This is a genomic window from Pantoea sp. X85, from assembly GCF_029623675.1.
Classification (GTDB): domain Bacteria; phylum Pseudomonadota; class Gammaproteobacteria; order Enterobacterales; family Enterobacteriaceae; genus Pantoea; species Pantoea leporis.
Genome location: NZ_CP121108.1, coordinates 3,948,291 through 3,973,401 on the forward strand (window position 1 = coordinate 3,948,291; position 25,111 = coordinate 3,973,401).

Annotated in this window: 22 protein-coding genes and 1 riboswitch; of the genes, 9 read left to right on the top strand and 13 right to left on the bottom strand. The window is 58.7% G+C overall.

All coding sequences use genetic code 11. The features are described from left to right. Positions 1 to 11 precede the first annotated feature (11 nt). A riboswitch (Fluoride riboswitch) is annotated at positions 12 to 87 on the bottom strand. A gap of 145 nt (positions 88 to 232) precedes the next feature. Next, positions 233 to 1,261: a zinc-binding alcohol dehydrogenase family protein gene (locus P6287_RS18410; protein WP_277974218.1), complete on the bottom strand. Its 1,029-nt coding sequence runs from the start codon at positions 1,259 to 1,261 to the stop codon at positions 233 to 235. Positions 1,262 to 1,396: 135 nt separating this feature from the next. Between P6287_RS18410 and P6287_RS18415 the strand changes: the two genes are divergently transcribed. Then, positions 1,397 to 2,299, top strand: a complete 903-nt coding sequence (locus P6287_RS18415; protein ID WP_277974219.1) for a GntR family transcriptional regulator — start codon at positions 1,397 to 1,399, stop codon at positions 2,297 to 2,299. A 174-nt stretch (positions 2,300 to 2,473) separates the two neighbouring features. Further along, on the top strand, positions 2,474 to 3,826 hold the full coding sequence (locus P6287_RS18420; protein WP_192236922.1) for an MFS transporter: 1,353 nt from the start codon (positions 2,474 to 2,476) through the stop codon (positions 3,824 to 3,826). A 409-nt stretch (positions 3,827 to 4,235) separates the two neighbouring features. Here P6287_RS18420 and P6287_RS18425 read toward each other — a convergent pair whose 3' ends face one another. Next, a complete protein-coding gene (locus tag P6287_RS18425; protein ID WP_137386723.1) occupies positions 4,236 to 5,150 on the bottom strand; it encodes a LysR family transcriptional regulator in 915 nt (304 codons plus the stop codon). A gap of 2 nt (positions 5,151 to 5,152) precedes the next feature. Further along, positions 5,153 to 6,208: a dipeptidase gene (locus tag P6287_RS18430; RefSeq protein WP_277974220.1), complete on the bottom strand. Its 1,056-nt coding sequence runs from the start codon at positions 6,206 to 6,208 to the stop codon at positions 5,153 to 5,155. Between the two features lie 198 nt (positions 6,209 to 6,406). On the opposite strand from P6287_RS18430, the gene P6287_RS18435 reads away from it, so the two are divergent. Genes P6287_RS18435 through P6287_RS18460 form a run of 6 tightly spaced genes read left to right on the top strand, consistent with a single transcriptional unit; the run spans position 6,407 to position 13,003 of the window. Further along, entirely contained in the window at positions 6,407 to 8,002 is a 1,596-nt protein-coding gene (locus P6287_RS18435) for an ABC transporter substrate-binding protein (protein WP_277974221.1), read from the top strand. Next, positions 8,002 to 9,012 carry an ABC transporter permease gene (locus P6287_RS18440; protein ID WP_008106687.1) on the top strand — a complete coding sequence of 337 codons (1,011 nt, stop codon included), beginning with the start codon at positions 8,002 to 8,004 and terminating at the stop codon, positions 9,010 to 9,012. Before P6287_RS18435 ends, P6287_RS18440 begins: the two co-directional genes overlap by 1 nt. Further along, a complete protein-coding gene (locus tag P6287_RS18445) occupies positions 9,009 to 9,908 on the top strand; it encodes an ABC transporter permease (RefSeq protein WP_061719814.1) in 900 nt (299 codons plus the stop codon). The genes P6287_RS18440 and P6287_RS18445 overlap by 4 nt, the downstream gene beginning before the upstream one ends. Next, the gene (locus tag P6287_RS18450) at positions 9,909 to 10,736 is read left to right on the top strand and encodes an ABC transporter ATP-binding protein (RefSeq protein ID WP_277974222.1); all 828 of its coding nucleotides are present in this window, start codon (positions 9,909 to 9,911) and stop codon (positions 10,734 to 10,736) included. Between the two features lie 3 nt (positions 10,737 to 10,739). Then, positions 10,740 to 11,480 (top strand): ABC transporter ATP-binding protein, encoded by a 741-nt coding sequence (locus tag P6287_RS18455; RefSeq protein WP_110867700.1) that lies wholly within the window; start codon positions 10,740 to 10,742, stop codon positions 11,478 to 11,480. Further along, entirely contained in the window at positions 11,477 to 13,003 is a 1,527-nt protein-coding gene (locus P6287_RS18460) for a serine hydrolase domain-containing protein (protein ID WP_277974223.1), read from the top strand. The genes P6287_RS18455 and P6287_RS18460 overlap by 4 nt, the downstream gene beginning before the upstream one ends. Positions 13,004 to 13,114: 111 nt before the next feature. Here the strand turns inward: P6287_RS18460 and P6287_RS18465 are convergent, their stop codons facing one another. The 10 genes from P6287_RS18465 to mntP all read right to left on the bottom strand — a co-directional run bounded on the left by P6287_RS18465 (position 13,115) and on the right by mntP (position 24,512). Further along, positions 13,115 to 13,951, bottom strand: coding sequence for a fumarylacetoacetate hydrolase family protein (locus P6287_RS18465; RefSeq protein WP_277974224.1), 837 nt, complete (start codon positions 13,949 to 13,951; stop codon positions 13,115 to 13,117). A 159-nt stretch (positions 13,952 to 14,110) separates the two neighbouring features. Next, positions 14,111 to 14,932, bottom strand: coding sequence for a M55 family metallopeptidase (locus tag P6287_RS18470; protein WP_222235034.1), 822 nt, complete (start codon positions 14,930 to 14,932; stop codon positions 14,111 to 14,113). Then, positions 14,932 to 15,972: a P1 family peptidase gene (locus P6287_RS18475; protein WP_277974225.1), complete on the bottom strand. Its 1,041-nt coding sequence runs from the start codon at positions 15,970 to 15,972 to the stop codon at positions 14,932 to 14,934. Before P6287_RS18475 ends, P6287_RS18470 begins: the two co-directional genes overlap by 1 nt. Positions 15,973 to 15,974: 2 nt before the next feature. Then, on the bottom strand, positions 15,975 to 16,859 hold the full coding sequence (locus tag P6287_RS18480; protein ID WP_007891891.1) for an ABC transporter permease subunit: 885 nt from the start codon (positions 16,857 to 16,859) through the stop codon (positions 15,975 to 15,977). Then, a complete protein-coding gene (locus P6287_RS18485) occupies positions 16,859 to 17,788 on the bottom strand; it encodes an ABC transporter permease subunit (protein WP_277974226.1) in 930 nt (309 codons plus the stop codon). The genes P6287_RS18480 and P6287_RS18485 overlap by 1 nt, the downstream gene beginning before the upstream one ends. A 253-nt stretch (positions 17,789 to 18,041) precedes the next feature. After that, positions 18,042 to 19,583, bottom strand: coding sequence for a glutathione ABC transporter substrate-binding protein (locus tag P6287_RS18490; RefSeq protein WP_101762769.1), 1,542 nt, complete (start codon positions 19,581 to 19,583; stop codon positions 18,042 to 18,044). 21 nt (positions 19,584 to 19,604) lie between these two features. Continuing rightward, entirely contained in the window at positions 19,605 to 21,467 is a 1,863-nt protein-coding gene (locus tag P6287_RS18495; RefSeq protein ID WP_277974227.1) for an ABC transporter ATP-binding protein, read from the bottom strand. A gap of 18 nt (positions 21,468 to 21,485) precedes the next feature. Next, the gene (gene dgcA, locus P6287_RS18500; protein ID WP_192236913.1) at positions 21,486 to 22,451 is read right to left on the bottom strand and encodes an N-acetyl-D-Glu racemase DgcA; all 966 of its coding nucleotides are present in this window, start codon (positions 22,449 to 22,451) and stop codon (positions 21,486 to 21,488) included. A gap of 1 nt (position 22,452) precedes the next feature. After that, positions 22,453 to 23,460, bottom strand: coding sequence for an N-acetyltransferase DgcN (gene dgcN, locus P6287_RS18505; RefSeq protein ID WP_192236912.1), 1,008 nt, complete (start codon positions 23,458 to 23,460; stop codon positions 22,453 to 22,455). Between the two features lie 479 nt (positions 23,461 to 23,939). Beyond that, the gene (gene mntP, locus P6287_RS18510; protein ID WP_101762773.1) at positions 23,940 to 24,512 is read right to left on the bottom strand and encodes a manganese efflux pump MntP; all 573 of its coding nucleotides are present in this window, start codon (positions 24,510 to 24,512) and stop codon (positions 23,940 to 23,942) included. Between the two features lie 284 nt (positions 24,513 to 24,796). Between mntP and P6287_RS18515 the strand changes: the two genes are divergently transcribed. Then, the gene (locus P6287_RS18515) at positions 24,797 to 25,036 is read left to right on the top strand and encodes a DUF1158 domain-containing protein (RefSeq protein WP_007891898.1); all 240 of its coding nucleotides are present in this window, start codon (positions 24,797 to 24,799) and stop codon (positions 25,034 to 25,036) included. Positions 25,037 to 25,111 lie beyond the last annotated feature (75 nt).

The following is a 25,111-nucleotide window of genomic DNA, read 5'->3' on the forward strand; positions in this document are numbered from 1 at the left end:
CAGGGATACGAGTGTTGTCAGGCGTCATCAGCCGTCTGTGACCAGAACGGCGGTTGAGGAAGGTGGCACGCCATCACCTTAGGCGGGAGATAATACGCTGGCTTGGCAATGCAGACAATATGGTGAAGGAGGCACAGTGTTGTCGCGGCGCGATCTATCGCGCGCATCAGTGAAGGCACCGTGCCAACCCCTCTTGGCGCAATAAATTGCGCCGCTACGGTTGGTGCCAATATCAACGTTCGAAGTGAATCACGCCCTTAATCAGTTCCCGGTTGTTAATCACATCCGCTTCAAAGCGATCTGCCAGGGTAGAAAAATCATAATGGCGATTGAGCATCATGTCGGCACGAAGCTGCCCGTTCGCCATCAGTTCGCCTACTTTCGCGAAATCTTCCAGCGTGGCGTTGCGGCTGCCCAGCAGCGTGGTTTCCTTTTTGTGGAACTCGATATCCGGGATCACCAGATCGCCTTTGTGCAGGCCGACAAACACGATGGTGCCGCCGTGACGAATCAGTTTCACCGCGCCGTTCATCGCCGCTGGGCTGCCGGTGGCATCGATCACTTTGGCCGGCAAACGCCCACCAAACTCCGCCCGCAACTGCGCCTCAAAATCGGCGTCTAATGGATTTACCGTCGCCAAACCCAGCTTCTGCGCTACGTGTGCACGGCGTTGCTCGCTGGTGTCGGCCACCACCACATTCGCCCCCGCCGCCGCCGCAATCGCGGCCACGCCAAGGCCAATCGGACCTGCACCCACCACCAAAACCTGCTCATCCGCCGTAACGGCCGCACGGCGCACCGCATGCGCGCTGATGGCGAAGGGTTCAATCAGCGCGGCGGCTTCGGGATCAACCTCATCCACCGCCAGCAAATTGCTGGTCGGCACGCTAAGGTATTCGCAGAAACCGCCATCCTGATGCACCCCAATCACCGAGATTTTTTCGCAGCAGTTGGTTTTGCCACTTAAACAGGCATCGCACTGCTGGCAGGCAACGTAAGGAATCAGCGCCACGCGCTGGCCCAGCCTGAAGCCGCTGGCCTGGCTGCCGAGTTCTACCACTTCGCCACACAGCTCATGCCCCAACACGCGTGGATAGCTGAAAAACGGCTGATTTCCGGCCCAGGCGTGGATATCGGTGCCACAAATGCCGGCGGCGATCGGTTTGATCAGAACTTCATGGGCGGCGGGCGTCGGCTTCGCGCGCTGCTGCCATACCATCTGGCGCGGCTCGGCGACTACCAGCGTTTTCATCATTGTCATTGGCTTCTCCTGTGCTGTTGTCGCAGTTATGGCGAAAATCGCCGATGGCAGCGTTTTGCATTGGGGGAAGTGTGAAGCCAACCGCTTTTTTTGGGCTTTGTATGGTTTTTAATAGATAAAAAACCGGAGACGCGTATGAGCCGCAGCCAGAATCTACGTCAGAACGTGATTAACCAGATGCTGGAAGGCATTGCCAAACGGCATATCCGTTCGCCGTTACCCCCGCAGGCGGCGCTGGCTGAGATGTTCAACATCAGCCGCACTACGGTGCGCCACACTTTGCAGCATCTGCATGAGCGCGGCGTGCTGGAAAAGGTGGATGAAACCTACGTTATCGTGCGTGATCCCAGCGAAGAAGATGGTTTTAACGCCCTGACGCCGCCGATCGATCAGCAGGCGCTGCAGTTTGAGCAGACCTTTTTCAACCTGATTAATCAGCGTCAACTGATGCCGGGCGATACTTTTAGCGAGCTGCAGTTAGCCCAGCAGGTGAAGGTCAGTCCGGTTGTGGTACGTGAATCCCTGCTGCGCTTTATGCGTTATGACCTGCTGGAACCGGTAAAGCGCGGACAATGGCGCATGAAGAAGTTCGATCAGAAGTATGCCGAGAACCTGTTTGAGCTGCGTGAAATGCTGGAAACCCACGCGTTGACCCGTTTTCTCAACCTGCCCTCGCAGGATGAGCGCTGGATGCAGGCGCGCGACCTGCTGGATCGCCATCGTTCGATGCGTGACACCATCGCCAGCAATTACCGTCACTTCGCCGCGCTGGATAAAGAGATGCACACGCTGATTCTCTCCGCCGCTAACAATCCGTTTTTTAATCAGGCGCTGGAGATTATTTCCGTGATTTTTCACTCACATTATCAATGGGATGAAACCGATCTTAAGCAGAGAAATATCGTGGCGCTGGAGGAACATATGGCGATTCTGACAGCGCTAATTAGCCGTCAGGATGTCGAAGCCTTGTGCGCCCTGCACAATCATCTCGGCACCGCCAAGACATCGATGATCCGTTCGATCCGCCAGTACAATTAAAAACCGATTAAAAACCACAAAGCATTAGCTCCCGCACGAATCTGAAACATCTCCGCAACATCCCGATCTAATTGCTTCTAGTCTCGAAGTCAATCCGTTGAGGCAGCACCGTTTTGCTGCCGCAGGATCCCACACAAACGCATAACGATAAGTACCCAGATCCGGGAGGTCGCAATGGAAAATACTTCGGCTCGTGGCCGCGAAAACGCGCCACAACCGGCTGCAGACGGGCAAGATTTTATCCCGGCACGCAGTGACGTGGTGCGCTCGCCGCGCATCAGAAAGATCCAGATTACCGCCATGCTGCTGCTGCTGTTCGCCGCCATGATCAACTATCTCGACCGCAGTTCGCTGTCGGTGGCCAATATGACCATCCGGGGAGAACTGGGTTTATCCGCGACTGAAATTGGCGTGCTGCTGTCGGCCTTCTCGCTGGCGTATGGCTTAGCGCAGCTGCCGTGCGGTGCGCTGCTCGATCGCAAAGGGCCGCGCATCATGCTGGCGATTGGCATGTTCTTCTGGTCGCTGTTCCAGGCGGCCGCCGGTTTGGTGCATAACTTCACCCAGTTTATTTTGGTGCGTATCGGCTTAGGTATTGGCGAAGCGCCGATGAACCCGTGCGGCGTCAAGGTGATCAACGACTGGTTCAACATCAAAGATCGCGGCATGCCGATGGGCATGTTTAACGCCGCTTCGATGATTGGCTTGTCGATTGCGCCACCGATTCTGGCCGCGATGATGATGGTGATGGGTTGGCGCGGCATGTTTATCACTATCGGCGTGCTCGGCATGTTTCTCGCCATCGGCTGGTATCTGATGTACCGCGATCGCGATAACAACACACTGAGCGGTGAAGAGATTCACTATTTGCAGGCGGGCAGCGTAGCATCGCGCAAAGAGCCGCTGAGTTTTGCCGAGTGGCGCGGCCTGTTCAAGCAGCGCACCATGTGGGGCATGATGATTGGCTTCAGCGGCATCAATTACACCGCGTGGCTGTATATCGCGTGGCTGCCGGGCTATCTGCAATCCACTTATAACCTCGACCTGAAAAGCACCGGTTTACTGGCCGCGATTCCATTCCTGTTCGGCGCGGCGGGCATGCTGCTGAACGGTTATGTGGTCGATGCGCTGGTGCGTCGTGGCCATGATGCGGTGAAGGTGCGTAAGGTCTCTATCGTCACGGGCATGCTGTTGTCCGCCGCGTTTACCGCCTTTGTAACGCGTGCCACCGACACCACCAGCGCGGTCACCATGATTGGTATGGCGCTGTTCTGCATCCACTTTGCCGGTACATCGTGCTGGGGTCTGATTCACGCCAACGTCACGGCGCGCATGACCGCCTCGGTCGGCAGCATCCAGAACTTCGCCAGCTTCGTGTTCGCCTCGTTCGCCCCGGTGATCACCGGTTGGGTGCTGGATACCACCAAGTCGTTTAGCCTGGCGTTGATGATTTGCGCCGGTGTGACGGTGGTGGGTGCGCTGGCCTATTTGCTGCTGGTGCGTAAGCCGATTACCGATGGGGTTTGAATGGTCGCCAGGAATGGCGTAATACATGTCAGTTAAGCGCAGTGCGACTTTCGTTCGCCTCGTACTGAGGCAGTTGCAGCACCTTCGTGCGGCGACCGAGCAGAGGGCGTCTGGCCACGCCCTCTGCACTCCCAGGCCTTGCGCCAGCCCAACCCGCCGCTTCGCGGTACCTTCACTCATTCACGATTCCTGACGGACCGGTGTCGATTCGCTCCTGCTCAACGCCACCTCTCGCCGCATCCATGCGGCTCGTCCTGGAATCCCTCAATCGTTCAGCGGATTGGGATGTCGCCTCAACAGCCTCGCTGCAGCAGCAATGCGTTTTCTTAACTCACAATCGCTGTAAGCTCCGTAAAGTCGCCATGCATGGCGACCGGGTGACTATGAATATGCACACCGGCAATTGGCGTTATGCCGGGCGGGTGAAAAACTGCGATTCACACTGGCGCGCGATCTCCCACAGCTTGTTGCGAATCACCTGTTTCAGCTGCAGCGTTGATTGCGACTGCGGCTGATCGCGGCGACTGATTAACATCACTTCAAACGGTAGCGGCTGCGCGACCGGCAACAACTTGAGCTGGTCGGCATAACGGCACGCGGTAAACAGATCGACAATCCCGACGCCGCCGCCCGCCAGCACCATATCGGCAATCACCGAATAGGTTTTAATCGACAGCGATACCGCCGGATTGAGCCCTTTATCGCGCAGCGCGCGGTGCAGCACCCGACCAAGCGGATCCTGATTCTGCATCATCAACAGGTTGTTGGCGCACAGCCACTCCAGCGTCACCGGCTCATGGTGGGTGTGATCGCGCGGCAGCAACGCCACCATCGACGACTGAAACAGCGGTTCCGCCAGTAAATCGGCATCCACCTGCTGACCAAACACCAGCGCGAAATCGAGCTGATTATCCATCAGCATGCGGCACAAGGTGCTGAAGTGCTCGGTGACCAGTTCCACGCTGACCGACGCCGCCTGTTGCCGCCAGTTCACCAGCGCGGGTGCTAATACCATCTGACCAAACGCATGCGCAGCACCCACGCGCACCGTTTGCCCTTCGCCGCGCCGCAGTTGCTCGGTCAGTTGGGTAATCGCCTGTAAACGCTGATAGATATCTTCCACTTCCGGCAGCAAGCGCCGCCCTTCTGCCGTCACCACCATGCCCTGCGCGCGCCGCTCAAACAGCGCAAAACCGAGCTGCTGCTCGGCGTGATTAAGCACGCGGCTGACATTCGGCTGCGACACATTCAGCAAACGCGCCGCCGCACTGATGCTGCCGGTCTGCACAATCGCCTGAAAGACTTCAATATGCCGCAGCCGCATGATTATTCGCCCCAGGTGGCTTCAAGCACGCGCAGCCAGTTGCCGTGGCAAATCTTCTCCAGCAGCTCGCGTGAATAGCCGCGTTGCGCCAGCGCCTGCACCAGCAGCGGGAATCCGGCCACGTCCTTCAGATCGCCCGGCATGGTGGCGCCATCGAGATCCGAACCAAAACCGACGCCCTCTTCCCCCACTTTTTCCAGCAGATACTCAACGTGACGCACGATGGCATCGACGCCGGTCGGCGCATGGCGATCGCCATCTTCACGCAGGAACGGCACGGCAAAATTGACGCCTACAAAGCCGTTGGTTTCGGCAATCGCCGCCAGCTGGCGATCGGTGAGATTACGTGACTGCGCACTGAGCACATGCGCGTTGGAGTGGCTCGCCACCAGCGGCGCATCGCTGATTTCGGCGGTATGCCAGAAGCCTTTCTCATCCATGTGCGACAAGTCGACCATGATACGGCGGCGATTACAGTCGCGCACCAGCTGCTTGCCCGCTGCCGTCAGGCCGTTGCCGATATCCGGCGACGAGGGATAGAGGAACGGCACGCCGTCGCCGAACTGATTCGGGCGGCTCCACAGCGGTCCCAGCGTGCGCAAGCCGCTGGCATACAGCATGTCGAGCAGCTCGCCGTGGGTATCCAGCGCTTCCGCACCTTCGACGTGCATCACCACCGCTAACACCGTGTTCGCCATGCAGTGACGAATCTCGCGCACGCTGCGGCAAATCTTCACCTGGCCATTCGAGGCCTGCTCAATGCGCAGCAGCAGCGCCAGCATGGAAAAAGTCGCGTCGCGCGCTGAGTTGATAATTTCCTGAGGAAAATCTGCGAAGTCTGGCGCACTTCTTGCAATCAGAGGGTGGGACGGCACCCAGGTGGCGAAAATGCCACCTGCCATATTTCCCTGACGGATACGCGGCAAATCCATTTGGCCCGTTTTGGTGCCAGTAAAAAAGGCATTAACCGCGTCCGGCTGATGGTGCTGCCACAGCTTATTCAGCACATCGTTATGGCCGTCAAAGACCGGAATATCGAGGGTAATCGAGTCAGACATGTTGTTCAGTTCCATGTTCGGGGGAAAGCGCAGCACTGCCAGCTGGCGGAGCAAATTGCACCATAAAAGGGCAAAACCATACGCGTGAAACAAAGGACGTAGAACCGGTATTAATCCTCCGGCGGGTGCCTAAAGTCAAGACAAAAAACAATCAAACGGCAATTTTTTATTTTAATTATCAATAAGTTGGGAGTTTACATGGTTACCAGAAGACGTTTTCTTGCAGGATGCACTGCTGTACCTGTTGTTTCCTACCTCAGCCTGAATGCTTCCTTTGCCGCGACGCCGCCGACCATGCTGGTGATCGCGATGCAGCTCGATAACATCACCAGCCTCGATCCACACGAAAGCTTCGAAGCCACCGGCGGCCAGATCTGCGGCAACCTCTATCAACGTTTAGTCACGCCCGATCCCAATCAAGCCGATAAAGTGATTGGTCAACTGGCGCAAAGCTGGGACGTCAGCAGCGATAACGGCACCTACACGTTCCATCTCGATCCGGCAGCCAAATTCGCCGATGGTTCGCCGCTTACCGCAGAAGACGTGGCGTTCTCGATTGAGCGTATCGTCAAGCTGGATAAGAGCCCGGCCTTTATTATCAACCAGTTTGGCTTTACCAAAGACAACGTGACGCAGCGGGTCACCGCGAAAGATGCGCACACCGTGGAGATGAAACTCGGCGCGCCGGCGGCCGAAACCTTCCTGCTCTACTGCTTGTCCGCCACCGTCGGCAGCATCGTGTCGAAGAAAGCCTGTCTGGCGAACCAGCAGAACAATGACTTCGGTAACGGCTGGCTGAAACAGCACAGCGCTGGTTCCGGTGCCTTTACCCTGCGCACCTGGAATGCCAGCGAAACGGTGATTCTGGAGATCAGCCCGCAATATAAAGGCGCCAGCAAAACCAAACGCGTGATCCTCAAACACATTGCCGACCCAGCCGCGCAGGCGCTGATGCTGAAAAAAGGCGATGTTGATGCCGCATATGACCTCACCACCGAACAGCTGCTGCAGGTGAAAAACGACAGCAGCGTGTCGCTGGTGAATCAGTCGCTGTCGGCCATCATGCTGATGTCGTGCAACACCAATAATCCTTACCTGAAAAAACCGCAGGTGTGGCAGGCGCTGAAGTGGGCGCTGGATTACGACAGCATTCAGAAAAACATTCTGTCGATGAGTTTTGTTACCCATCAAAGCTTCCTGCCGAGCGGCTTCCCGGCGGCGCTGGACGATACGCCATTCCACAAAGATGTGGCGAAAGCCAAAGCGCTGCTGGCCGAAGCGGGATATCCGGACGGTTTCGAAATCACCCTCGATCACTACTCCATGCAACCCTATCCGGACATCGCGCAGGCAATTCAGACGCAATTGGGCGCGATTGGCATCAAAGTGTCACTGATCGCCGCCGAAAACCGCCAGGTTCTGACCAAGATGCGTGCGCGTCAGCATCAGCTGGCATTGACGGTTTGGGGCGCCGATTACTTTGATCCCAACTCCAACACCGAAGCCTTCTGCGTTAACACCGACAACAGCGATAACGCGCGTGCGCGAACGCTGGCGTGGCGCTGCAGCTGGTCAGACGATGAATTTAACAAACTCACCGAGCAGGCGCTGCATGAGCCGGATCCGACGAAGCGCATCGCGCTCTATCAGCAGATTCAGCAGTTAGGCCGCGAGAAGAGCCCGTTTATTTTCATGATGCAGAAGACCAAAAACGTGGCCACCAGCAAAGCGCTGAGTGATGTCCACATGACCGTGCTGGAGCAGTGGCCGTATGCGCAGGTGAAAAAAGCCTGATGCCGTTACTGAAGAGAATCGTCAGCACCCTGGGAAGCCTGGTGCTGACGCTGTTTGGTCTGTCGGTGTTGACCTTTTTCATTGGCCGCGTCATGCCCACCGATCCGGTGCTGGCGGCGGTCGGTGATAACGCACCGCAATCGGTGGTTGAGCGCGTGCGTGCAGAAATGGGGCTGGATCAGCCCCTTTACGTGCAGTTTGGTCACTACCTCAATCAACTGCTGCATGGCGATCTCGGTAAATCGATTCTCACCTCGAATCCGGTGATTACCGATATCGCCCGCTTCTTCCCCGCCACCATGGAGCTGGCAACGGCGGCCATCATCATCGCGGCGCTGATCGGCATTCCGCTTGGCGTGTGGGCGGCGGTGCGTCAACGTTCGTGGGTCGATCAAACCATTCGCGTGATCTGTCTCGCCGGCCATTCGCTGCCGGTATTTGTGCTGGCGCTGCTGAGCCTGCTGGTGTTCTACGCGGTGCTCGGCATCGCGCCCGGCCCCGGACGGCAGGACATCATCTGGCAGGATATGGTGCCGCAGGTCACCGGCTTCCTCACCATTGATTCGCTGCTGGCCGGAGAAACCGACGCCTTCTGGGATGCGCTGGCCCACATGGCGCAGCCGGTGCTGATTCTGGCCTACTTCAGCATGGCCTACATCACACGTATGACGCGCACCTTTATGCTCAACGCGCTGAGCGGCGAGTTCGTGATCACCGCGCGCGCTAAAGGTTTGTCATCACGGCGGGTGATTTGGCGGCATGCGTTTCCCACCGTGGCGGTTCAGCTGGTTACGGTGCTGGCGCTGACCTACGCCGGATTGCTGGAGGGCGCGGTGGTGACGGAAAACGTCTTCGCCTGGCCCGGCATCGGCCAATATCTCACCACATCGCTGATGAACGCCGACATGAACCCGGTGATCGGCGCCACTTTGCTGGTCGGCACCGTGTATGTGCTGCTCAATCAGCTGGCTGACCTTCTCTATCGACTTTGGGACCCGCGCGTAAAATGATCTTCTTCTCACGAGAATGGCTGCTCGACGACACGCCAGCCAATCGCCGCCAGGCGGTGTGGGGCCGGCGTTATCGCCTGTGGCTCAGCCTGCGCAGTAATCCGCTGGCGATGGCCGGATTGCTGGTGGTGGCGGTGATGCTGCTGCTGGCGCTGTTTGCCCCGTGGCTGACGCCGTTCGAACCCGGTATGCAGCATCTGGAAAACCGTCTTGCGGCCCCTTCCGCCGCGCACTGGCTCGGCACCGATGAGCTGGGGCGCGATGTCTGGACGCGCATTATCTACGGCGGCCGCACCACGCTCGGCATGGTGATCGCCGTGGTGCTGCTCACCGCGCCGCTCGGTCTGCTGATTGGCTGCATCGCCGGCTATGCCGGCGGTTTCATCGATAAAGCGCTGATGCGTTTGACCGACATCTTCCTCGCCTTCCCGCGTCTGATTCTGGCGCTGGCGTTTGTCGCCGCGCTGAAACCCGGCGTGGAGAGCGCGATTCTGGCGATTGCCCTGACGTCGTGGCCGCCGTATGCGCGTCTGGCGCGGGCCGAAACCCTGCAGTTCCGCCACAGCGACTTTATCGCCGCCAGCCGTCTGACCGGCGCTTCGCCGCTGCGCATTATTCTGCGACATATCATGCCGCTGTGCGTGCCGAGCCTGATTGTGCGCGTCACGCTGGACATGAGCTCCATCATCATCACCGCTGCCAGCCTCGGTTTTCTCGGCATGGGCGCGCAGCCGCCGTCACCGGAATGGGGCACGATGATCGCCACCGCGCGTCGTTTCCTGTTCAGCGAATGGTGGGTGCCATTGATGCCATGTATCGCGATTTTCCTGACGTCTCTGGCGTTCAACTTTCTCGGCGACGGTCTGCGTGACGTGCTGGATCCTAAGGAGCGCTAAATGTTGGTGGAAATTGAGAACCTGCGCGTTGCCTTCCGCTCGCGCAGCGAAACCGTTGAAGCAGTGCGCGGCGTCAGTTTTAGCGTTGGCCACGAGAAGTTCGCCATTGTCGGCGAAAGCGGCTCCGGCAAGTCATTGACCGCGCGCAGCCTGATGCAGCTACTGCCGGGCAACGCGGAAGTGAGCGCCGATGTGCTGCGCTTTGACGGCATCGATCTGCGCGGAGCCAGCGAGAAAGTGCTGCGCAAAATTCGCGGCAAGCGCGTCGGTTTTATCCTGCAGGACCCGAAATACTCGCTTAATCCGGTGATGACCATTGGCCAGCAGATTGCCGAAGCCTGGCGCGAGCACAAAGGCGGCAGCCACAAAGCGGCGATGCAGGCGGCGATTGAGCTGCTGGAGCTGGTGAAGATTCGCGACCCTGAAGCCGTGGCGCAACGCTATCCGCATGAAGTTTCCGGCGGCATGGGCCAGCGCGTGATGATTGCCATGATGCTGGCGCCCGATCCGGAGCTGTTAATCGCCGATGAACCCACCAGCGCGCTGGATGCCACGGTGCAGGCGGAGATCCTTAAGCTGATTGACGAGCTGGTATCGGCGCGCGGCATGGGGCTGATTCTGATTAGCCACGATTTGCCGCTGGTGTCGCACTTCTGCGATCGCGTGGCGGTGATGTACGCCGGCCGCATCGTTGAGCTGCTCGATGCCGGGCAGTTGCAGCAGGCGCAGCATCCCTATACGCGCGGTTTGCTGGCGTGTTTGCCGTCGTTGCGCCATCCGCGCGAACGTTTACCCGTATTGCAGCGCGATGCCGCGTGGCGAGAATAATTTATGATTCAAATCGATAACCTGCGCATCAACTTCGGTGCGCACACGGCGGTAAAAGACGTCAGTTTCTCGGTCGGTAACGGCGAAAGCTTTGGCCTGGTCGGTGAAAGCGGCTCGGGCAAATCCACCATCCTGCGCGCGCTCGCCGGACTGAATGCCGACTGGCAAGGCAGCATGCTGTTTGGTGGCATGCAGCTCAGCGCCAAACGCAGCCGCGCCTTCTATCGTCAGGTGCAGATGGTATTTCAGGATCCGTTTGGTTCGCTGCACCCGCGCCAGACCATCGATCGCATCCTGCACGAACCGCTGCTGGTGCATCAGCTTGATCGCGCCGAACAGCGCATTAGCCAGGCGTTAAGCGAAGTGGGGTTGCCCGCGTCGGTGCGTTTCCGCTATCCGCATCAGCTGTCGGGCGGCCAGCGTCAGCGCGTGGCGATTGCGCGCGCGCTGATCGCCGAACCGGAAGTGCTGCTGCTGGATGAGCCGACCTCGGCGCTGGATGTGTCGGTGCAGGCCGAAATACTCAATTTACTCAGCGATCTCCGCAGCGAGCGCAAACTCACCTACATTATGGTGACGCATAACCTCGCGGTGGTAACGCATCTGTGTCAGCGCATTGGCGTGATGCAGAATGGCGAGATGGTGGAACAGCTGAGCGCCGACGATCTGCGCGCGCGGCGCATCCAGCATCCACATACCGCCCAACTTTTCGATCTCAGCATGACGCTGGAGGAACCGGCATGACCGCTTACTGGCAACGCGCCGCGGATGTCGCACAACAGATCACTGAAAGCTGGCAACAGCCAGGCGCGCCGGGCGGTGCGATGATCCTGTTTGATGCGCAGCAGATTCACTCAACGCACTGCGCCGGATTGGCTGATTTGGCGCAGCAAACGCCGTTCAGCGCCGACAGCGTGGTACGTTTCGCCTCCATCACCAAACATCTGTTTGCTGCGCTGGTGACCGGGCCGGGCCGCCGCTATCTCAAGCTCGACGATCCGCTGGTGCAGCATCTGCCGCAGCTGCGCGGCGCCAACGGCCAGATCACCGTCGGCCAGGCGCTGGATATGAGCAGCGGTTTGCCGGACGTGCGCGAAACCTTATCGCTGCTGGGATTGTCGGTGTACAACGCCACCCGCGCCGACGACCTGCTGGATTTTGTCGCGCGCGAAGGCGATCTCAACTACGCGCCCGGCAGCGAAATCTCCTACACCAATACCGGTTATCGGCTGGTTGAAGAGGCGCTGAAAGCCAAAGGCGTGTTATTCAATGACCTGCTGCAGCAGTACATCTGCGATCCGCTGGATATCAACCTGATTGCGCCGGAAAGCTGGTTCGATATTGTGCCCGGTTTAGTGCCCGGCTACTGGCAAAACGGCGCGCAGTGGCAGCACTCCAGCGCCGGTTTGCATCTCTCGGCATCGGGCAGCGTCACCGGCAGCCTGAATCATCTGACGCGCTGGCTGCAAAGCCTGCTGGCCGATAGCGGGCCGGGTGCGGGCGTGCTGCAGCGCCTGAGCGCGCCGCGTCATCTCAACGATGGCCGCACCAGCGGATACGGTTTGGGCATCACCAGCTCGACGCTTGGCAGCCAGACGCTGTTCGGTCACGGCGGTTCGCATGCCGGTTATAAGAGCTATTTCCTGCTGCATCCGGAGCTGAAAATCGGCGTGGCGCTGGTCGCCAACCGCGAAGATGTCACCACGTCGGAAAGCGTGCTGCGCGTGATGGCGGCGCTGCTCAATCGCGCGTTACCGGAGAAAGGACACGATTTAACGCCCGGACTTTACGTGGCGGAAGACGCCGCCGACTGGCTGGAAATCAAAGGCGTGACCGCCACCTGGCTCGGCGCAGGCGAAACCTTGTGGCGTGACGATGTGCACGGCACGGCGGTGTCGCTCTCCAGCACTTTCCCGATGCAACTACGCCATGCTGGCGCGGCGATTGTGGGAGAGATTGGTCATGCCGCCCGACGTTTTGTGCCGGTGCAGGCCGATCAGGCCAGCCTCGATCATCTGCAGGGCCGCTGGTTCGCGCCGCAGTGGCGCAGCGAGTTGGTGATTGAGGGCGACAGCTTAATCATGGGCATCGGCCCGGCGGCAATTCGTGCGCGTTTGCAGTCGCTGGGCAACGATCGCCTATTAGCCACCGCGCAGGATGGACCGTGGGAGAAGCGCTTCGCGATTGCGCGCGAAGGCGACACCCTGCGGCTGCAATTGAATCGTAGCCGCGTGGTGCGCTTTTTACAGACAGCACGCCCTAAATAATTCGAGTTGCAGCAAGGCGGCAAGTGAGTGAATCCCCAGGAGCTTACATCAGTAAGTGACTGGGGTGAGCACACGTAGCCAACGCAGCGGCGGCTCGAAGTATGACGGGCACTAAGCCACGTAATGATGTAAACGACCGATTTTCTCGATTTCGACTTCAATCTCATCGCCGGGGAACATAAACAGCGGTGGCGTGCGTTTTTTACCGACGCCGCCCGGTGAACCGGTGATGATCACATCGCCTGGCGACAGCGGGCTGAACGCGGAGATGTACTCAATGATCTTCGCCACCGGATGCACCATGCTGGCGGTGGTGTCGTTCTGCACTTCGCGCTGATTGAGCCAGGTTTTGATCGCCAGCTGCTGCGGATCGGGGATCTCGTCAGCGGTGGTCATCCACGGTCCGAAACCGCCGGTCTGCTGCCAGTTTTTCCCGGCGGTGAACCAGGTAAACTGCATGTCGCGCACCGTGGCATCCATAAAGCAGCTGTAGCCCGCAACGTGCTGCAACGCATCGGCGGCTTTCACCTGATAGGCCGCTTGGCCGATGATCACCGCCAGTTCACCTTCGTAATCAAATTCCTGCGTGGTGATGGGTTTCAGCAGCGGCTGCTGGTGCGCCGCCAGCGAATCCGCGAAACGCACAAATAGCGTCGGCGCTTCAATCGTCTCGGCAAACTCTTTGCGTTTGTCAGCGTAGTTCATGCCAACGCAGAACACTTTGCCAGGATTTTCCACCACTGGCAGGAAGCGAATGGCGCTAAGCGGGTGATCAATCGGCTGGGACACATAGGCGTCGAGATCGCTTAACGCGCCGCGTTGCAGCAAGGTTTTCAGGTCCGGGCAGTCAGCTCCAAGACGCAAGCCGATATCAATCACGCCCTCTTGCTGCACAATACCGTAACTTTTTCTTTGCTGTTCAATAAGATAAAAACTGCAGAGCTGCATGACTGCCTCGTTGTTATATATAAATTGCGCGCAGGTTAGCAAAATTCAGCAGGAAATGCGGACCGACCTGATGACGCTATTTTCCACATCGCGCAATAAATTGCGCCGCTACGGTATGTGCACATATTGGTAGCGGCGCGATTTATCGCACATTTTACATTACGACTGCGTGGTCGCCAGATAGGAGAAGGCGCTCAGCAGGCTAATCAACGTGTTCATGTCATCCGCGCGATAGCCAACGGTGACCGCGTCAATGCGCGTCACGCCGGGAATCAGGCTGAACAAATCCGCCAGCACCGGTTTGCTGGCTTGCAGCTGCATCTCATAGGGCGCGCTCAGGCGCGTGGTGCTGACCTGGCGTTTGCGTTGCACGGCGGCCGTCGCTGCAGCGCGAATGGCATTTTGCGCTGCCTGCGGGCTAATGGATTCGGCGCAGGTGTGCGAGATGGCGCGTTTCACACAGACGTAATCCACCGAGGGATAATGCTCGGCAATCCAGCCTTTAAGCTGGTCGTCGCCGCTCACCAGCCACAGCGGCGTGCCCTGTTCAGCCGCGGCTGCAGCGTAAATGTCGCTTTCGCCCATCACCTTGCCGTTGATGTGAATGCGCCAGAACGCACGGCCGTTAATGGTGTGCGCCAGCACACCCGGTTCACCCGCCGCGCTGTGATAGCCGATAAAGAACAGGCCATCAAACGGCTGCTGCTCAATGCCTTCTACCATCGATAAGCCGCGCGGTTTGCCCTGCACCATGCGCGCGCGGGGATCGATATTTTCCGCACGCAGGTTGGTCATCTGCGCGTGGCTGTCGGCCACCACCACTTCCGTTGCGCCGCCAGCAAAGGCGCCATCGATCGCGGCGTTAACTTCCTGTTCCATCAATCCGCGTGCCAGTTGGTATTCGGCGTGGCCGGGTGAACACTGTTCTGGTCGCATCACGCCGGCGATGCCTTCGATATCGGCTGAGATAAAGATTTTCATCAACTTAATTTATCCAATACTTCCGTTAACGACGGCCGATGATGGCCGCGAAAACCGGTGACAGATTCGGCGCTGAGTAAGGCATCCAGCACCGCGTGTTCGGTGGCATCGGCGGCGGCGGCGAGCAGCGGTTCCAGCGTGGACTCTTCTGGCGGTTGCGGTTGCGGCTGGGTGGAAAACGCCAGCGCGATATCGCCCGAACCGTGGCCCCAATAACTGCCTAGTCGTCCCAAACCGGCACCGGCGCGTTTGGCCACGCGCTTCAGCTGACGTGCATCGAGCGGCGCATCGGTCGCCATAATAATGATGATGGAACCGGCATCGCGCTGCGGCGTCAGTTCCGGCAGCAGCGGCGCGATCATCTCACCCAGGCGTACGCCATCCAGCGTCAGCGCGGTTAACGCGCCAAAGTTCGCCAGCACCAGCACGCCCAGCGTGGCGTTGAGCGACGGAATACTGCGCGATGCCGTGCCAATGCCGCCTTTCAAACTGAAACAGCTCATGCCGCGCCCGGCACCGACGCTGCCGCGATCGAAATCTGCCGTGGCGTCATAGAGTGCTTGCTGCGCCATCGCTTCGGTGATCGCCAGCGCCTGAATATCGTTAAGCCAGCCGTCATTGCACTCCAGCGCCAGCGGATTGACCGTGGGCAAGCTGCGGCCCAACTCAGGGTTACGGCTGATGGCATCGCGCACCAGCGTGGTAAACAGCGTGCCAATCGCCAGCGTGTTGCTCAGCAGAATCGGCGTTTGCAGCACGCCTAACTCTTCAACCTGCACCAGGCCAACCGGCTTGGCGAAACCGTTAAACACCGCCGCCGCACAAGGCAGCGGCTGGATAAACAGATTGTCGCCCGGCGGCACAATCGCGGTAACGCCGGTTTGTCGCTCGCCGTCGGCTAGCGTGTAGTGACCGACGCGCACGCCGGGCACATCGCTGATGCGATTGGTTGGCCCGCTGGCGCTGCGCGGTTGTCCCAGCTGACGCTCGTTGCGCCAGCGTTGCAGCAGCAGGTCGCGCTGCAGTTGTTGAAAGTCCATGCTTAGCTCTTCAGTTTGGGATCGAGCGTGTCGCGCAGCGCATCACCCAGCAGGTTAAACGCCAGCACGGTAATAAATATCGCCAGACCCGGAAACACGCTGACGTGCCACAAGCCCGCCATCATCATGCTGCGGCTCATCGCCAGAATATTGCCCCACTCCGGCACATCGGGTTCCGGGCCGAGGCCGATAAAACTCAGCCCGGCGGCGGTCAGAATACTGGTGCCGATACGCATAGTGAAATAGACAATCACGTTTGACAGCGTGCCCGGCAGAATATGGCGCAGCAGAATCACGCGATCCGGCGCACCGGCGCAGCGCACCGCTTCAACATAAGCTGCCTGTTTCAGCGACAGCGTAGAAGCACGCACGATACGGGCAAATACCGGCACGCTGAAGATGGCCACCGCGATGATGACGTTGTTGAGTCCCGGACCGAGAATCGCTACCACCGCAATCGCCAGCAGCATGCCGGGAAAGGCGAACAGCACGTCGGAGCCACGCATAATCAGCATATCGATCCAGCGTCCGTAATAGCCCGCCAGCAGGCCCAGCAGCACGCCGACCACCATGCCGAGCGTCACCGACAGCACGCCAACGTACAGTGAGATACGCGCGCCGAAAATGATGCGGCTGAACAGATCGCGGCCGAGTTCGTCGGTGCCCATCCAGTGCGTGCTGGACGGCGGCGATGACAGCGCCATCCAGTCCGGCGCCATCGGATCCCATGGCGCCAGCCAGGGTGCGAAAATAGCCACCAGCACCAGCAGCAGCACAAAGCCACCGGAGACCAGCGCCAGCGGATTACGCACCAGCGCGTGCAGGAAATCACGCCACGGCGAACGGATCGCCTCCTGCGCGTGGGCAGGCAGAGATTGCAGACTCATCAGAGCTCCTGTCGCAGGCGAATTGCTGGGTTGACCACGGCATACAGCAGATCGACCAGCAGGTTAATGACGATAAATTCAAACACGAACAGCATGACTAATGCCTGGATCACCGGCTGATCCTGCGCCTTGATCGACTCGATCAACAGCCAGCCCAATCCCGGCCAGTTGAACACGCTTTCGACCACGATCGATCCGCCGAGTAAGAAACCGAATTGCAAACCGAGCATGGTGATCACCGGGATCAACGCATTGCGCATCACGTGTTTCCATGTCACCAGCCGATTGCGCAGCCCTTTGGCTTTGGCGGTGCGCACGTAATCTTCCTGCGCCACTTCAAGAAACGCCGAACGGGTGAAGCGCGCCATTACCGCTGCCACCGAGGAACCGAGCGTGATCGCGGGTAATACGATGTCGCTGGGCTGGTTGAAGCCGCTGACGGAGAACAGGCCAAACGGCATGGCGACGAACTGGATCAGCAGCAGACCGAGCCAGAAAGTGGGCATGGAGATGCCGCCGACGGCGACGCTCATTAAGGTCCAGTCCTGCCATTTACCGCGTTTCAGTGCGGCAAATACGCCGAGGAATAAGCCCAGAATCACCGACCAGGCAAACCCGGCCAGCGCCAGCCACAGCGTCGGCATAAAGCCCTGTTTGATCACGTCCAGCACCGGCTGTTGGGTGCGATAAGTGACGCCCAGATCGCCACGCAGCAGGCCGCCGATCCAGTTGATATATTGCTGCGGCAGCGGATCGTTAAGTCCGAGATGCTGACGCGCTGCTTCCACCGCGGCCAAAGGCGCATCCGGTCCGGCATAGATACGCGCCGGATCGCCAGGCAGCAGTTTGATGAAGCCGAAGACCAGCAGCGAGACCACCAGCAATACGGGGATCATCTCCAGCAGTCGGCGAATGATGTATGCGAACATGCGGTTCCTTTATTTTTTGGGATGGTGCTGGTAGCTCCCAGATGGTGCTGGCTGTCTCCAGATCGTGCTGGCTGTCCCCAGACCGTGCTGGCTGCCCCCCATCCCGGCCTTCCCCCGCTTGCGGGGGAAGGAGATGCTGCCACATGCCAGTGATGAAGCTGCATGTGGCAGCATCTTCCTCCCCCATTTATGGGGGAGGACCGAGGAGGGGGACAGCGAGCACATTCGCAGGATGAAAGCGAGCACCCAACCTTTACTTAAACGTCGCCTGATTAAACAGGAAGTTACCATCCGGCAGCATCGACACACCGCTCAGCGTGCTGCGTTTGCCGACCAGGTTGTCTGGCGTGCCGAGGAACGCTACCGGTGCCTCTTTCCACAACACTTTCTGCGCTTCGGCGTAGGCTTCACCACGCTTGGCCGGATCGGCGGTGGCTAAGCCACCGGCAATCGCTTTGTCGGCTTCGGCGTTGCTGAAGTACGAAACGTTATACGAGGTCGGCACCCAGGATTCGGTGGCGTAGAGTGGACGCAAGGCCCAATCGGCATCACCGGTTGAGGTCGACCAGCCGCCGTAGTAGAGATCAAATTCCGCCTGTTTCGGATCCTTCACGCCCCACAGTTTGGCGTTGCGTGTGCCGGAATCCATCGGCGTGACCGTGGCGCGAATGCCCACCGTTGCCAGCTGCGCTTTTAACACCTGCGCGGCACGCACGCTGGCGGTGGCGTTGGTGACCCACAGTTTAAGATCGAGGCCATTCGGATAACCGGCGGCCTTCAGCAGCGCTTTGGCTTCATCTGGCGCATAGCGATAGTTAGGCGCGCTCTGCTTCTGGTAGAACTGAACGCCTTCCGGAATCGCCGAACTGGCCGGTTTACCCATACCGGCAAACGCCACTTTCAGCCACAGATCGCGGTCGATGGCGTAGTTGATCGCCTGCCGCACGCGCACATCATTCAGCGGTTTGTGCTGAGTGTTGATCGCCATGTAATAGAGATAAATGCTCGGATCGCGCTGCACCGCCAGTTTGCTGTCGCTTTGCACGGTGGCGATTAGATCGGATGGCAGCGGCCAGATCGCATCCACCTGGCCCGACTTCAGCGCCGCAACGCGCGTGGCATCTTCCGGGCTGGGCGAGAAGATCACGTTATCCACTTTCGGCCAGCCTTTTTGCCAGTAGCCGTCGTATTTCGCCAGCGTCACCGCTTTGCCCGGCTGCCACGTTACAAACTTGAACGGGCCGGTGCCGACCGGATGCAGACGCAGCTGCGCTTCTTCCGGATACTGCTTGAGAATCGCCGGGCTCCACATCACCGCCGATGGATGCGCCAGCGTGTTAATGAAGGCACCAAACGATTGGTTCAGATCGATTTTCACCTGATCCGGCGCCAGCACCGTTACCTTAGCAATCATCTTGTAAAGGCTGTTGCGCTTGAGGCCTTTGCTCTGATCGGCAAGGCGATCGAGGTTGGCTTTCACCGCTTCAGCATCGAACGGCGTGCCGTCCTGGAAGGTCACGTCTTTACGCAGCGTCAGGGTAAATTCGGTGGCGCTATCGTTGCTGGTGTAACTCGTCGCCAGCCACGGCTGCAGCTTCATCTTTGCATCGAACTGGAACAGACGCTCGAAGATGCCGCTCTGCACCGAGTAGCTGACGTTATCGGAGGTATCGTGCGGATCGAGGCCGGTGATATCGGCATACATCGAAATACGCAGATCCTGCGCCTGAGCGGCGGCGGCCAGCGAGAGGGTCAATCCCAGCGCAAGCGCAGTACGGCGAAAAATCGGATTCATGAAATCTCCTGGTATTGAGGGTTAGCGCGAAACAAAGTCAGCGACCCAGTGTTGCGGAGCAACCTGGCGATAACGCGGTTTAATGACCGTTTCTCCCACCTTGCGCAGCGGCGAAGGAATTTCGCCCTCTTCGAAAGTGCGGGGTTGCCGGTTCTGGGGATCGGCCACCGGCACCGAGGCCAGCAGACGTTGGGTATAAGGATGTTGCGGCTGGTTGAACACCGATTGGCGCGGGCCCAGCTCAACAATCTGGCCGAGATACATCACCGCCACGCGGTTAGCGATACGTTCCACCACCGCCATGTCGTGCGAGATAAAAATCCACGCCACGCCGGTTTGCTGTTGCAGATCCATCATCAGGTTCACCACCTGCGCCTGAATTGAGACGTCCAGCGCCGAGACGGCTTCGTCGGCGATGATCACTTTGGGTTTCAACGCCATGGCGCGCGCAATCGCAATACGCTGGCGCTGGCCGCCGGAAAATTCGTGCGGATAGCGCCGCGCATGTTCCGGCAATAAGCCCACGCTTTTCAGCAACGCATCAACCTGCGGCGACGCTTCTTCCAGCGATTTCACCCTGCCGTGCAGCAGCAGCGGTTCGGCAATGGTGAAGCCGACAGTGAGACGTGGATTGAGCGAGGCGTAAGGATCCTGAAACACCATCTGAATTTCACGGCGCAGCGGCTGGAACTGCGCCTCTTTCAGGTTGGCGATTTCATTGCCCTGGAAATGGATGCTGTCGGCGTCGCTGTTAATCAGCCGCATCAGCGCCCGGCCGGTGGTGGATTTGCCGCAGCCGCTTTCGCCGACAATCGCCAGGGTTTCGCCCGGCCACAGGCTGAAGTCGATCTGCTCCACCGCGTGCACCTGATGGGTGAGCGCCGAGAAAATCCCGCTGCGAATCGGGTAGTACACTTTCAGGCCACGCACATCCAGCAGCGGCGTTTCGTCATAGCGCGCGGTGCGCTGCTCGCTGTTATCGCTAGCATTGCTGCCCAACAGCGGAAAACGCTGCGGCCATGCGTGTTCGCGCATATCGCCGAGCTTCGGCACCGCCGCCAGTAACGCTTTGGTGTAAGGATGCTGCGGCGCATTGAAGATTTCAGTTACCGTGCCCTGTTCAACCACTTCGCCGCGCAGCATCACCACCACGCGATCGGCGATTTCTGCCACCACGCCCATGTCGTGAGTAATGAACAGCACCGCCATCTGCTTCTCGCGTTGCAGGTCGCGCAGGATATGCAGAATGCGCGCCTGCACCGTGACATCCAGCGCGGTGGTCGGCTCATCGGCGATTAAAAGTTGCGGATCGCAGGCCAGCGCCTGCGCAATCATCACGCGCTGGCGCATGCCGCCCGACAGCGAATGCGGATAGCTTTTCATTACGCGGTCCACATCGGCGATGCGCACCTGGCGCAGTAATTCACGTGCGCGCGAGTCGGCCTGACTTTTATCGCAAATCTGATGGTCACGCAGCGCTTCAGTCAGCTGATCGCCGACGCGCAGCACCGGATTGAGCGAGGTCATCGGCTCCTGAAATATCATCGCCATTTCGCGACCACGCAAAGCACGGCGCTGGGTTTCATTCAGCGTGGCAAGCTGATGCACGTGGCCCTGACGATCGCGGAACTGCATGCTGCCGCGATCGATACGCCCGGATGCGGCTAGCAAGCCCATCACCGCCAGCGAGGTGACCGATTTACCCGAGCCACTTTCGCCCACCACGGCGACAATTTCGCCCTGATGAATGTTAAAACTGATGCCCTTCAACGCCTGATTTTCGCCGCTGCGGCCGCGAAAACTGACGCTGAGATCCTGAATCGCGAGCACCGGTTCTGAACCGGCAACGCTGGCGGCGTTGGATGTGAGTAAAGTGTCCGTCATCGTTGCTCCGCGTGCGGGTTACAGCCAGATTTGGCCTTGAGCGTAAGAAAGGAAGGGCGAGCTATCGGCGGCCAGCCAAATGGGGCCATCGAGATCGACATGTTCAGCGGCAATCGCCACCGGCAGCGCCGCTTCCATCGCCAGTGAAGAACCGAGCATGCAGCCGACCATCAACCGCATATCGTGCTTCTGCGCCTCTTCCACCATCGCCAGCGCTTCGGTCAAACCGCCGCACTTATCCAGCTTGATGTTGATCATCTCGTAGCGATTGCGCAGCGGCGCGATGTCCTCGCGGGTGTGGCAGCTCTCGTCGGCACACACCGGAATCGGGTGCGTGAAGCGCTGCAACGCCTGATCCTGACCCGCCGGCAGCGGCTGCTCGACCATCGCGATGTTAAAACTCGCCAGCGCGTTGAACAGGCTGGGCAAATCCACGCCCGACCAGGCTTCGTTGGCATCAATGATTAAGGTGGCGCGCGGCGCGGCCTGACGAATCGCGGCGACTTTCTCCAGAATGTCGTCGCGATTAAGTTTGATTTTCAGCAGGATGGCGCCGCGTGATACCGCATCGGCAGCGGCGGCGGCCATGTTTTCGATGGAGTCGAGGCTGAGAGTTTCGGCGGTGATCACCGATGGCGGCTGACGACGCTCGCACTGTTGCCACAGCGTGTGCTTCGCCAGCGCGGCATCGAGACGCCACAGCGCACAGTCCAGCGCATTACGCGCTGAACCCGCTGATAAACGGCTTTGCAGATCGAGGCGGCTCAGGCCCGCTTCCATGGCAGCGCGCAGCGCTTCCAGTTCGGCGTTGACGCTTTCTGGCGTTTCATCGTAGCGCGGCGTTGGCGTACATTCGCCGCGGCCAATAAAGCCGTTCTGCTCCAGCGTCACGCGAATCACCGTGACTGCGGTGCGCGTACCGCGTGAGATGGCGAACGGACGCGCCAGCGGCAGCTCCAGCACTTCAATCTGCATGCGCCGCATGTTAGCCACGCTCCTGCAGCAGCGCGGCGATATCCGCAATGCCAAAACGCACCGGATCGGTAGCAGGCACGCCGAATTCGGCGCTGATCTCTGCACAATAGGCGCGCGCTTCGTCTTCGCTGTAGTTCGAGGTGTTGATGGCGAAACCGGCCAGCTGAACCGCGTCGCTGGTGACGTGCGCTGCGCGCAGGTTGGCTTCAACGCAATCTTTCAGGCTGACCATTGGCTGATGCGGCAGATGACGCATATGCGGACGCCCCATTTCATGGCACATCACCAGCCAGTGCGGCTGCGCACCGTGGATCAGGCCCATGCTGACGCCAGCATAGGAAGGATGGAACAGCGAACCCTGACCTTCAACGATATCCCAGTGATCGGCGTCATTGGCTGGCGACAGCGCTTCGACCGCGCCGGCGATGAAGTCGGCAATCACTGCATCAATCGCGATACCTTCGCCCGCGACCAAAATACCGGTCTGGCCGGTGGCGCGGAAATCGGCTTGCATGCCGCGTTCACGCATCGCGGCTTCCAGCGCCAGCGAGGTGTACATCTTGCCTACCGAGCAATCGGTGCCGACAGTAAGTACACGCTTACCTGTGCGCTTTTTACCGCTGCCGACCTCCAGTTTTGGACGCATGTGGCGCAGGTCGAACAGCTCAACGCCGAACTCTTTGGCCAACGCCACCAGCTCCGGCTCATCCACCAGACGATGGTGCAAACCGCTGGCCACGTTCATCCCGGCAGAGAGGGCGCTTTTTACCGTGTCGAGCCAATGCGTGGGCAAGTAACCGCCGGCATTGGCGGTGCCGAGCACCAGCGTTTTGGCACCGCGCGCTTTGGCAGCGGCGATGTCGAGGACGTCGAGGCCAAGCGTGACGGTGCAGCCCGGCAGTTTGATTTCGCCAACGCACTGCTCTGGACGCCAGACGTGAATGCCGCGTGCGGTTTTAGCGGCCAGTGGATCGGTAACGTCGCCGAGGAAGAGTAAATAAGGTTGTGGGATCAGCATGATGTTTCTCGTTTCAGACGGTTTATAGGGCCTGAATTGACTATTTCACGCAGAAGATAGGGTGACGAATGCTTGTTTAGTGGCGGGGTATAACGTGCGGCTATAGCCAGATCGAAATCTAATGGCTGAGAAGTTTTATCAGCGAGTTAGGGGAAAAATGGAGAGATTAGCGGCTGGAGAGATAAGAAAATCGTTGATAACCACAGGTCGATCCCTGACCGCGATTATCGAGGGTATTTGACGGAATGCTTAGTTTAAAGCACCCGGCGGTACGTGTTTGAAAGTCTCGACATAAGAACGGAACACGTAGCGGAAAAAGCGTTTCATAAAGCACCTGGTTCAAAAATTGTTGAAGAAATACGCAAAAAGTATAGCCGCTGAGCGTTTTTACCGCAATTATTTTTGAAGTAGATCACAGAATTGGGGATTAGTGCGGATGTGAAGAAGAGGTCGCCATGAATGGCATAACGACAACGTGGTTAGTTAAACCAGCCTAAATGCTCGCTTAAAATGGTGCAGCCAATGCTGATCAGCACTACGCCGCCCAACACTTCCGCCCATTTGCCCATCACCGGGCCGATAAAGCGTCCAACCAATACGCCGGTGGTTGCCATGATAGTGGTCGCCGCGCCGATGGTGACGGCGGTCATGATGATATTCACCTGCAGGAACGCCAGGCCAACACCGACGGCCAGCGCATCAAGACTGGTGGCGACGGCGGTTAACGCCAGCACCATAAAACCATGACGCTGCGGCGCTTCGCACGGCTCGTCAGCGGTTTGACGAAAACCTTCCATCATCATACGGCCGCCCAGCACGGTTAACAGCACGAATGCCACCCAATGATCCCACGCCATGATGTAGCGGCTGGCCGCGAGGCCAATTGCCCAGCCAATCAGCGGCGTCAACATTTCGATAACGCCGAAAATCAGGCCGGTTCGCAGTGCCTCTTTGAAACCTGGGCGATGCAGCGACGCGCCTTTGCCCAGTGCTGCGGCGAAAGCGTCCATCGACATGCCAAAGGCCAAAATCAGGGTTGCGATAAATGTCATGGGTTTTCAATCAATGCCGCGGAACCGGCGCTAAAGCCGCTACTTGTCCGCATTTATTGTTCAGTAATGAAAAAGTGCGCGCAGTCTAACACGCAAAAACGCCAAAAAAAAGACAGTAAAATCAGGGATTTAAGTATAGCAAAGGCTATAACTCTTAACTTCCGCTATTTTTGACGCTAAGTGAATGGAATAGAAGAAATTTCTGAGCGCGAGCCGGCGCGGGGATTGCACCGTAGCGCGGTTTTATGCGCTAATGCCCGCGCTAACTGATTTGGACAATGACCATGAATAACCCATTCGAAACGCTGATCATCCCAGGCGGCATTCTGCTGCTAGGCTTTCTTTCCGCCCTGCTGCTGCCCGCGCCTTCATTTGGTATTGAGCTGGCAAAACAATTGCAGGAAAGCCTGCATTTGATGGATGTTAATCAGCTGTATACCATCGTCTTTAGTTTGTGGTTTTTGCTGCTGGGCGCGATCGAGTTTTTCGTGATTCGCTTCCTGTGGCGCCGCCGATCGCGCTGATCATTTTTCCGGCAAGGTGATGCATTTTTCTTCTGGCAGCTTTACGCGGCCATACCTCAATTCATCACCACAAAA

What these genes read in the sequence shown, in the direction of transcription:
- P6287_RS18410 (WP_277974218.1), bottom strand. Translation starts at nt 1,261, where the DNA reads ATGACAATGATGAAAACGCTGGTAGTCGCCGAGCCGCGCCAGATGGTA.
- P6287_RS18430 (WP_277974220.1), bottom strand. Translation starts at nt 6,208, where the DNA reads ATGTCTGACTCGATTACCCTCGATATTCCGGTCTTTGACGGCCATAAC.
- P6287_RS18450 (WP_277974222.1), top strand. Translation starts at nt 9,909, where the DNA reads ATGTTGGTGGAAATTGAGAACCTGCGCGTTGCCTTCCGCTCGCGCAGC.
- P6287_RS18465 (WP_277974224.1), bottom strand. Translation starts at nt 13,951, where the DNA reads ATGCAGCTCTGCAGTTTTTATCTTATTGAACAGCAAAGAAAAAGTTAC.
- mntP (WP_101762773.1), bottom strand. Translation starts at nt 24,512, where the DNA reads ATGACATTTATCGCAACCCTGATTTTGGCCTTTGGCATGTCGATGGAC.
- P6287_RS18480 (WP_007891891.1), bottom strand. Translation starts at nt 16,859, where the DNA reads ATGAGTCTGCAATCTCTGCCTGCCCACGCGCAGGAGGCGATCCGTTCG.
- P6287_RS18495 (WP_277974227.1), bottom strand. Translation starts at nt 21,467, where the DNA reads ATGACGGACACTTTACTCACATCCAACGCCGCCAGCGTTGCCGGTTCA.
- P6287_RS18420 (WP_192236922.1), top strand. Translation starts at nt 2,474, where the DNA reads ATGGAAAATACTTCGGCTCGTGGCCGCGAAAACGCGCCACAACCGGCT.
- P6287_RS18470 (WP_222235034.1), bottom strand. Translation starts at nt 14,932, where the DNA reads ATGAAAATCTTTATCTCAGCCGATATCGAAGGCATCGCCGGCGTGATG.
- P6287_RS18455 (WP_110867700.1), top strand. Translation starts at nt 10,740, where the DNA reads ATGATTCAAATCGATAACCTGCGCATCAACTTCGGTGCGCACACGGCG.
- P6287_RS18445 (WP_061719814.1), top strand. Translation starts at nt 9,009, where the DNA reads ATGATCTTCTTCTCACGAGAATGGCTGCTCGACGACACGCCAGCCAAT.
- dgcN (WP_192236912.1), bottom strand. Translation starts at nt 23,460, where the DNA reads ATGCTGATCCCACAACCTTATTTACTCTTCCTCGGCGACGTTACCGAT.
- P6287_RS18440 (WP_008106687.1), top strand. Translation starts at nt 8,002, where the DNA reads ATGCCGTTACTGAAGAGAATCGTCAGCACCCTGGGAAGCCTGGTGCTG.
- P6287_RS18460 (WP_277974223.1), top strand. Translation starts at nt 11,477, where the DNA reads ATGACCGCTTACTGGCAACGCGCCGCGGATGTCGCACAACAGATCACT.
- P6287_RS18415 (WP_277974219.1), top strand. Translation starts at nt 1,397, where the DNA reads ATGAGCCGCAGCCAGAATCTACGTCAGAACGTGATTAACCAGATGCTG.
- P6287_RS18490 (WP_101762769.1), bottom strand. Translation starts at nt 19,583, where the DNA reads ATGAATCCGATTTTTCGCCGTACTGCGCTTGCGCTGGGATTGACCCTC.
- dgcA (WP_192236913.1), bottom strand. Translation starts at nt 22,451, where the DNA reads ATGCGGCGCATGCAGATTGAAGTGCTGGAGCTGCCGCTGGCGCGTCCG.
- P6287_RS18475 (WP_277974225.1), bottom strand. Translation starts at nt 15,972, where the DNA reads ATGGACTTTCAACAACTGCAGCGCGACCTGCTGCTGCAACGCTGGCGC.
- P6287_RS18425 (WP_137386723.1), bottom strand. Translation starts at nt 5,150, where the DNA reads ATGCGGCTGCGGCATATTGAAGTCTTTCAGGCGATTGTGCAGACCGGC.
- P6287_RS18515 (WP_007891898.1), top strand. Translation starts at nt 24,797, where the DNA reads ATGAATAACCCATTCGAAACGCTGATCATCCCAGGCGGCATTCTGCTG.
- P6287_RS18485 (WP_277974226.1), bottom strand. Translation starts at nt 17,788, where the DNA reads ATGTTCGCATACATCATTCGCCGACTGCTGGAGATGATCCCCGTATTG.
- P6287_RS18435 (WP_277974221.1), top strand. Translation starts at nt 6,407, where the DNA reads ATGGTTACCAGAAGACGTTTTCTTGCAGGATGCACTGCTGTACCTGTT.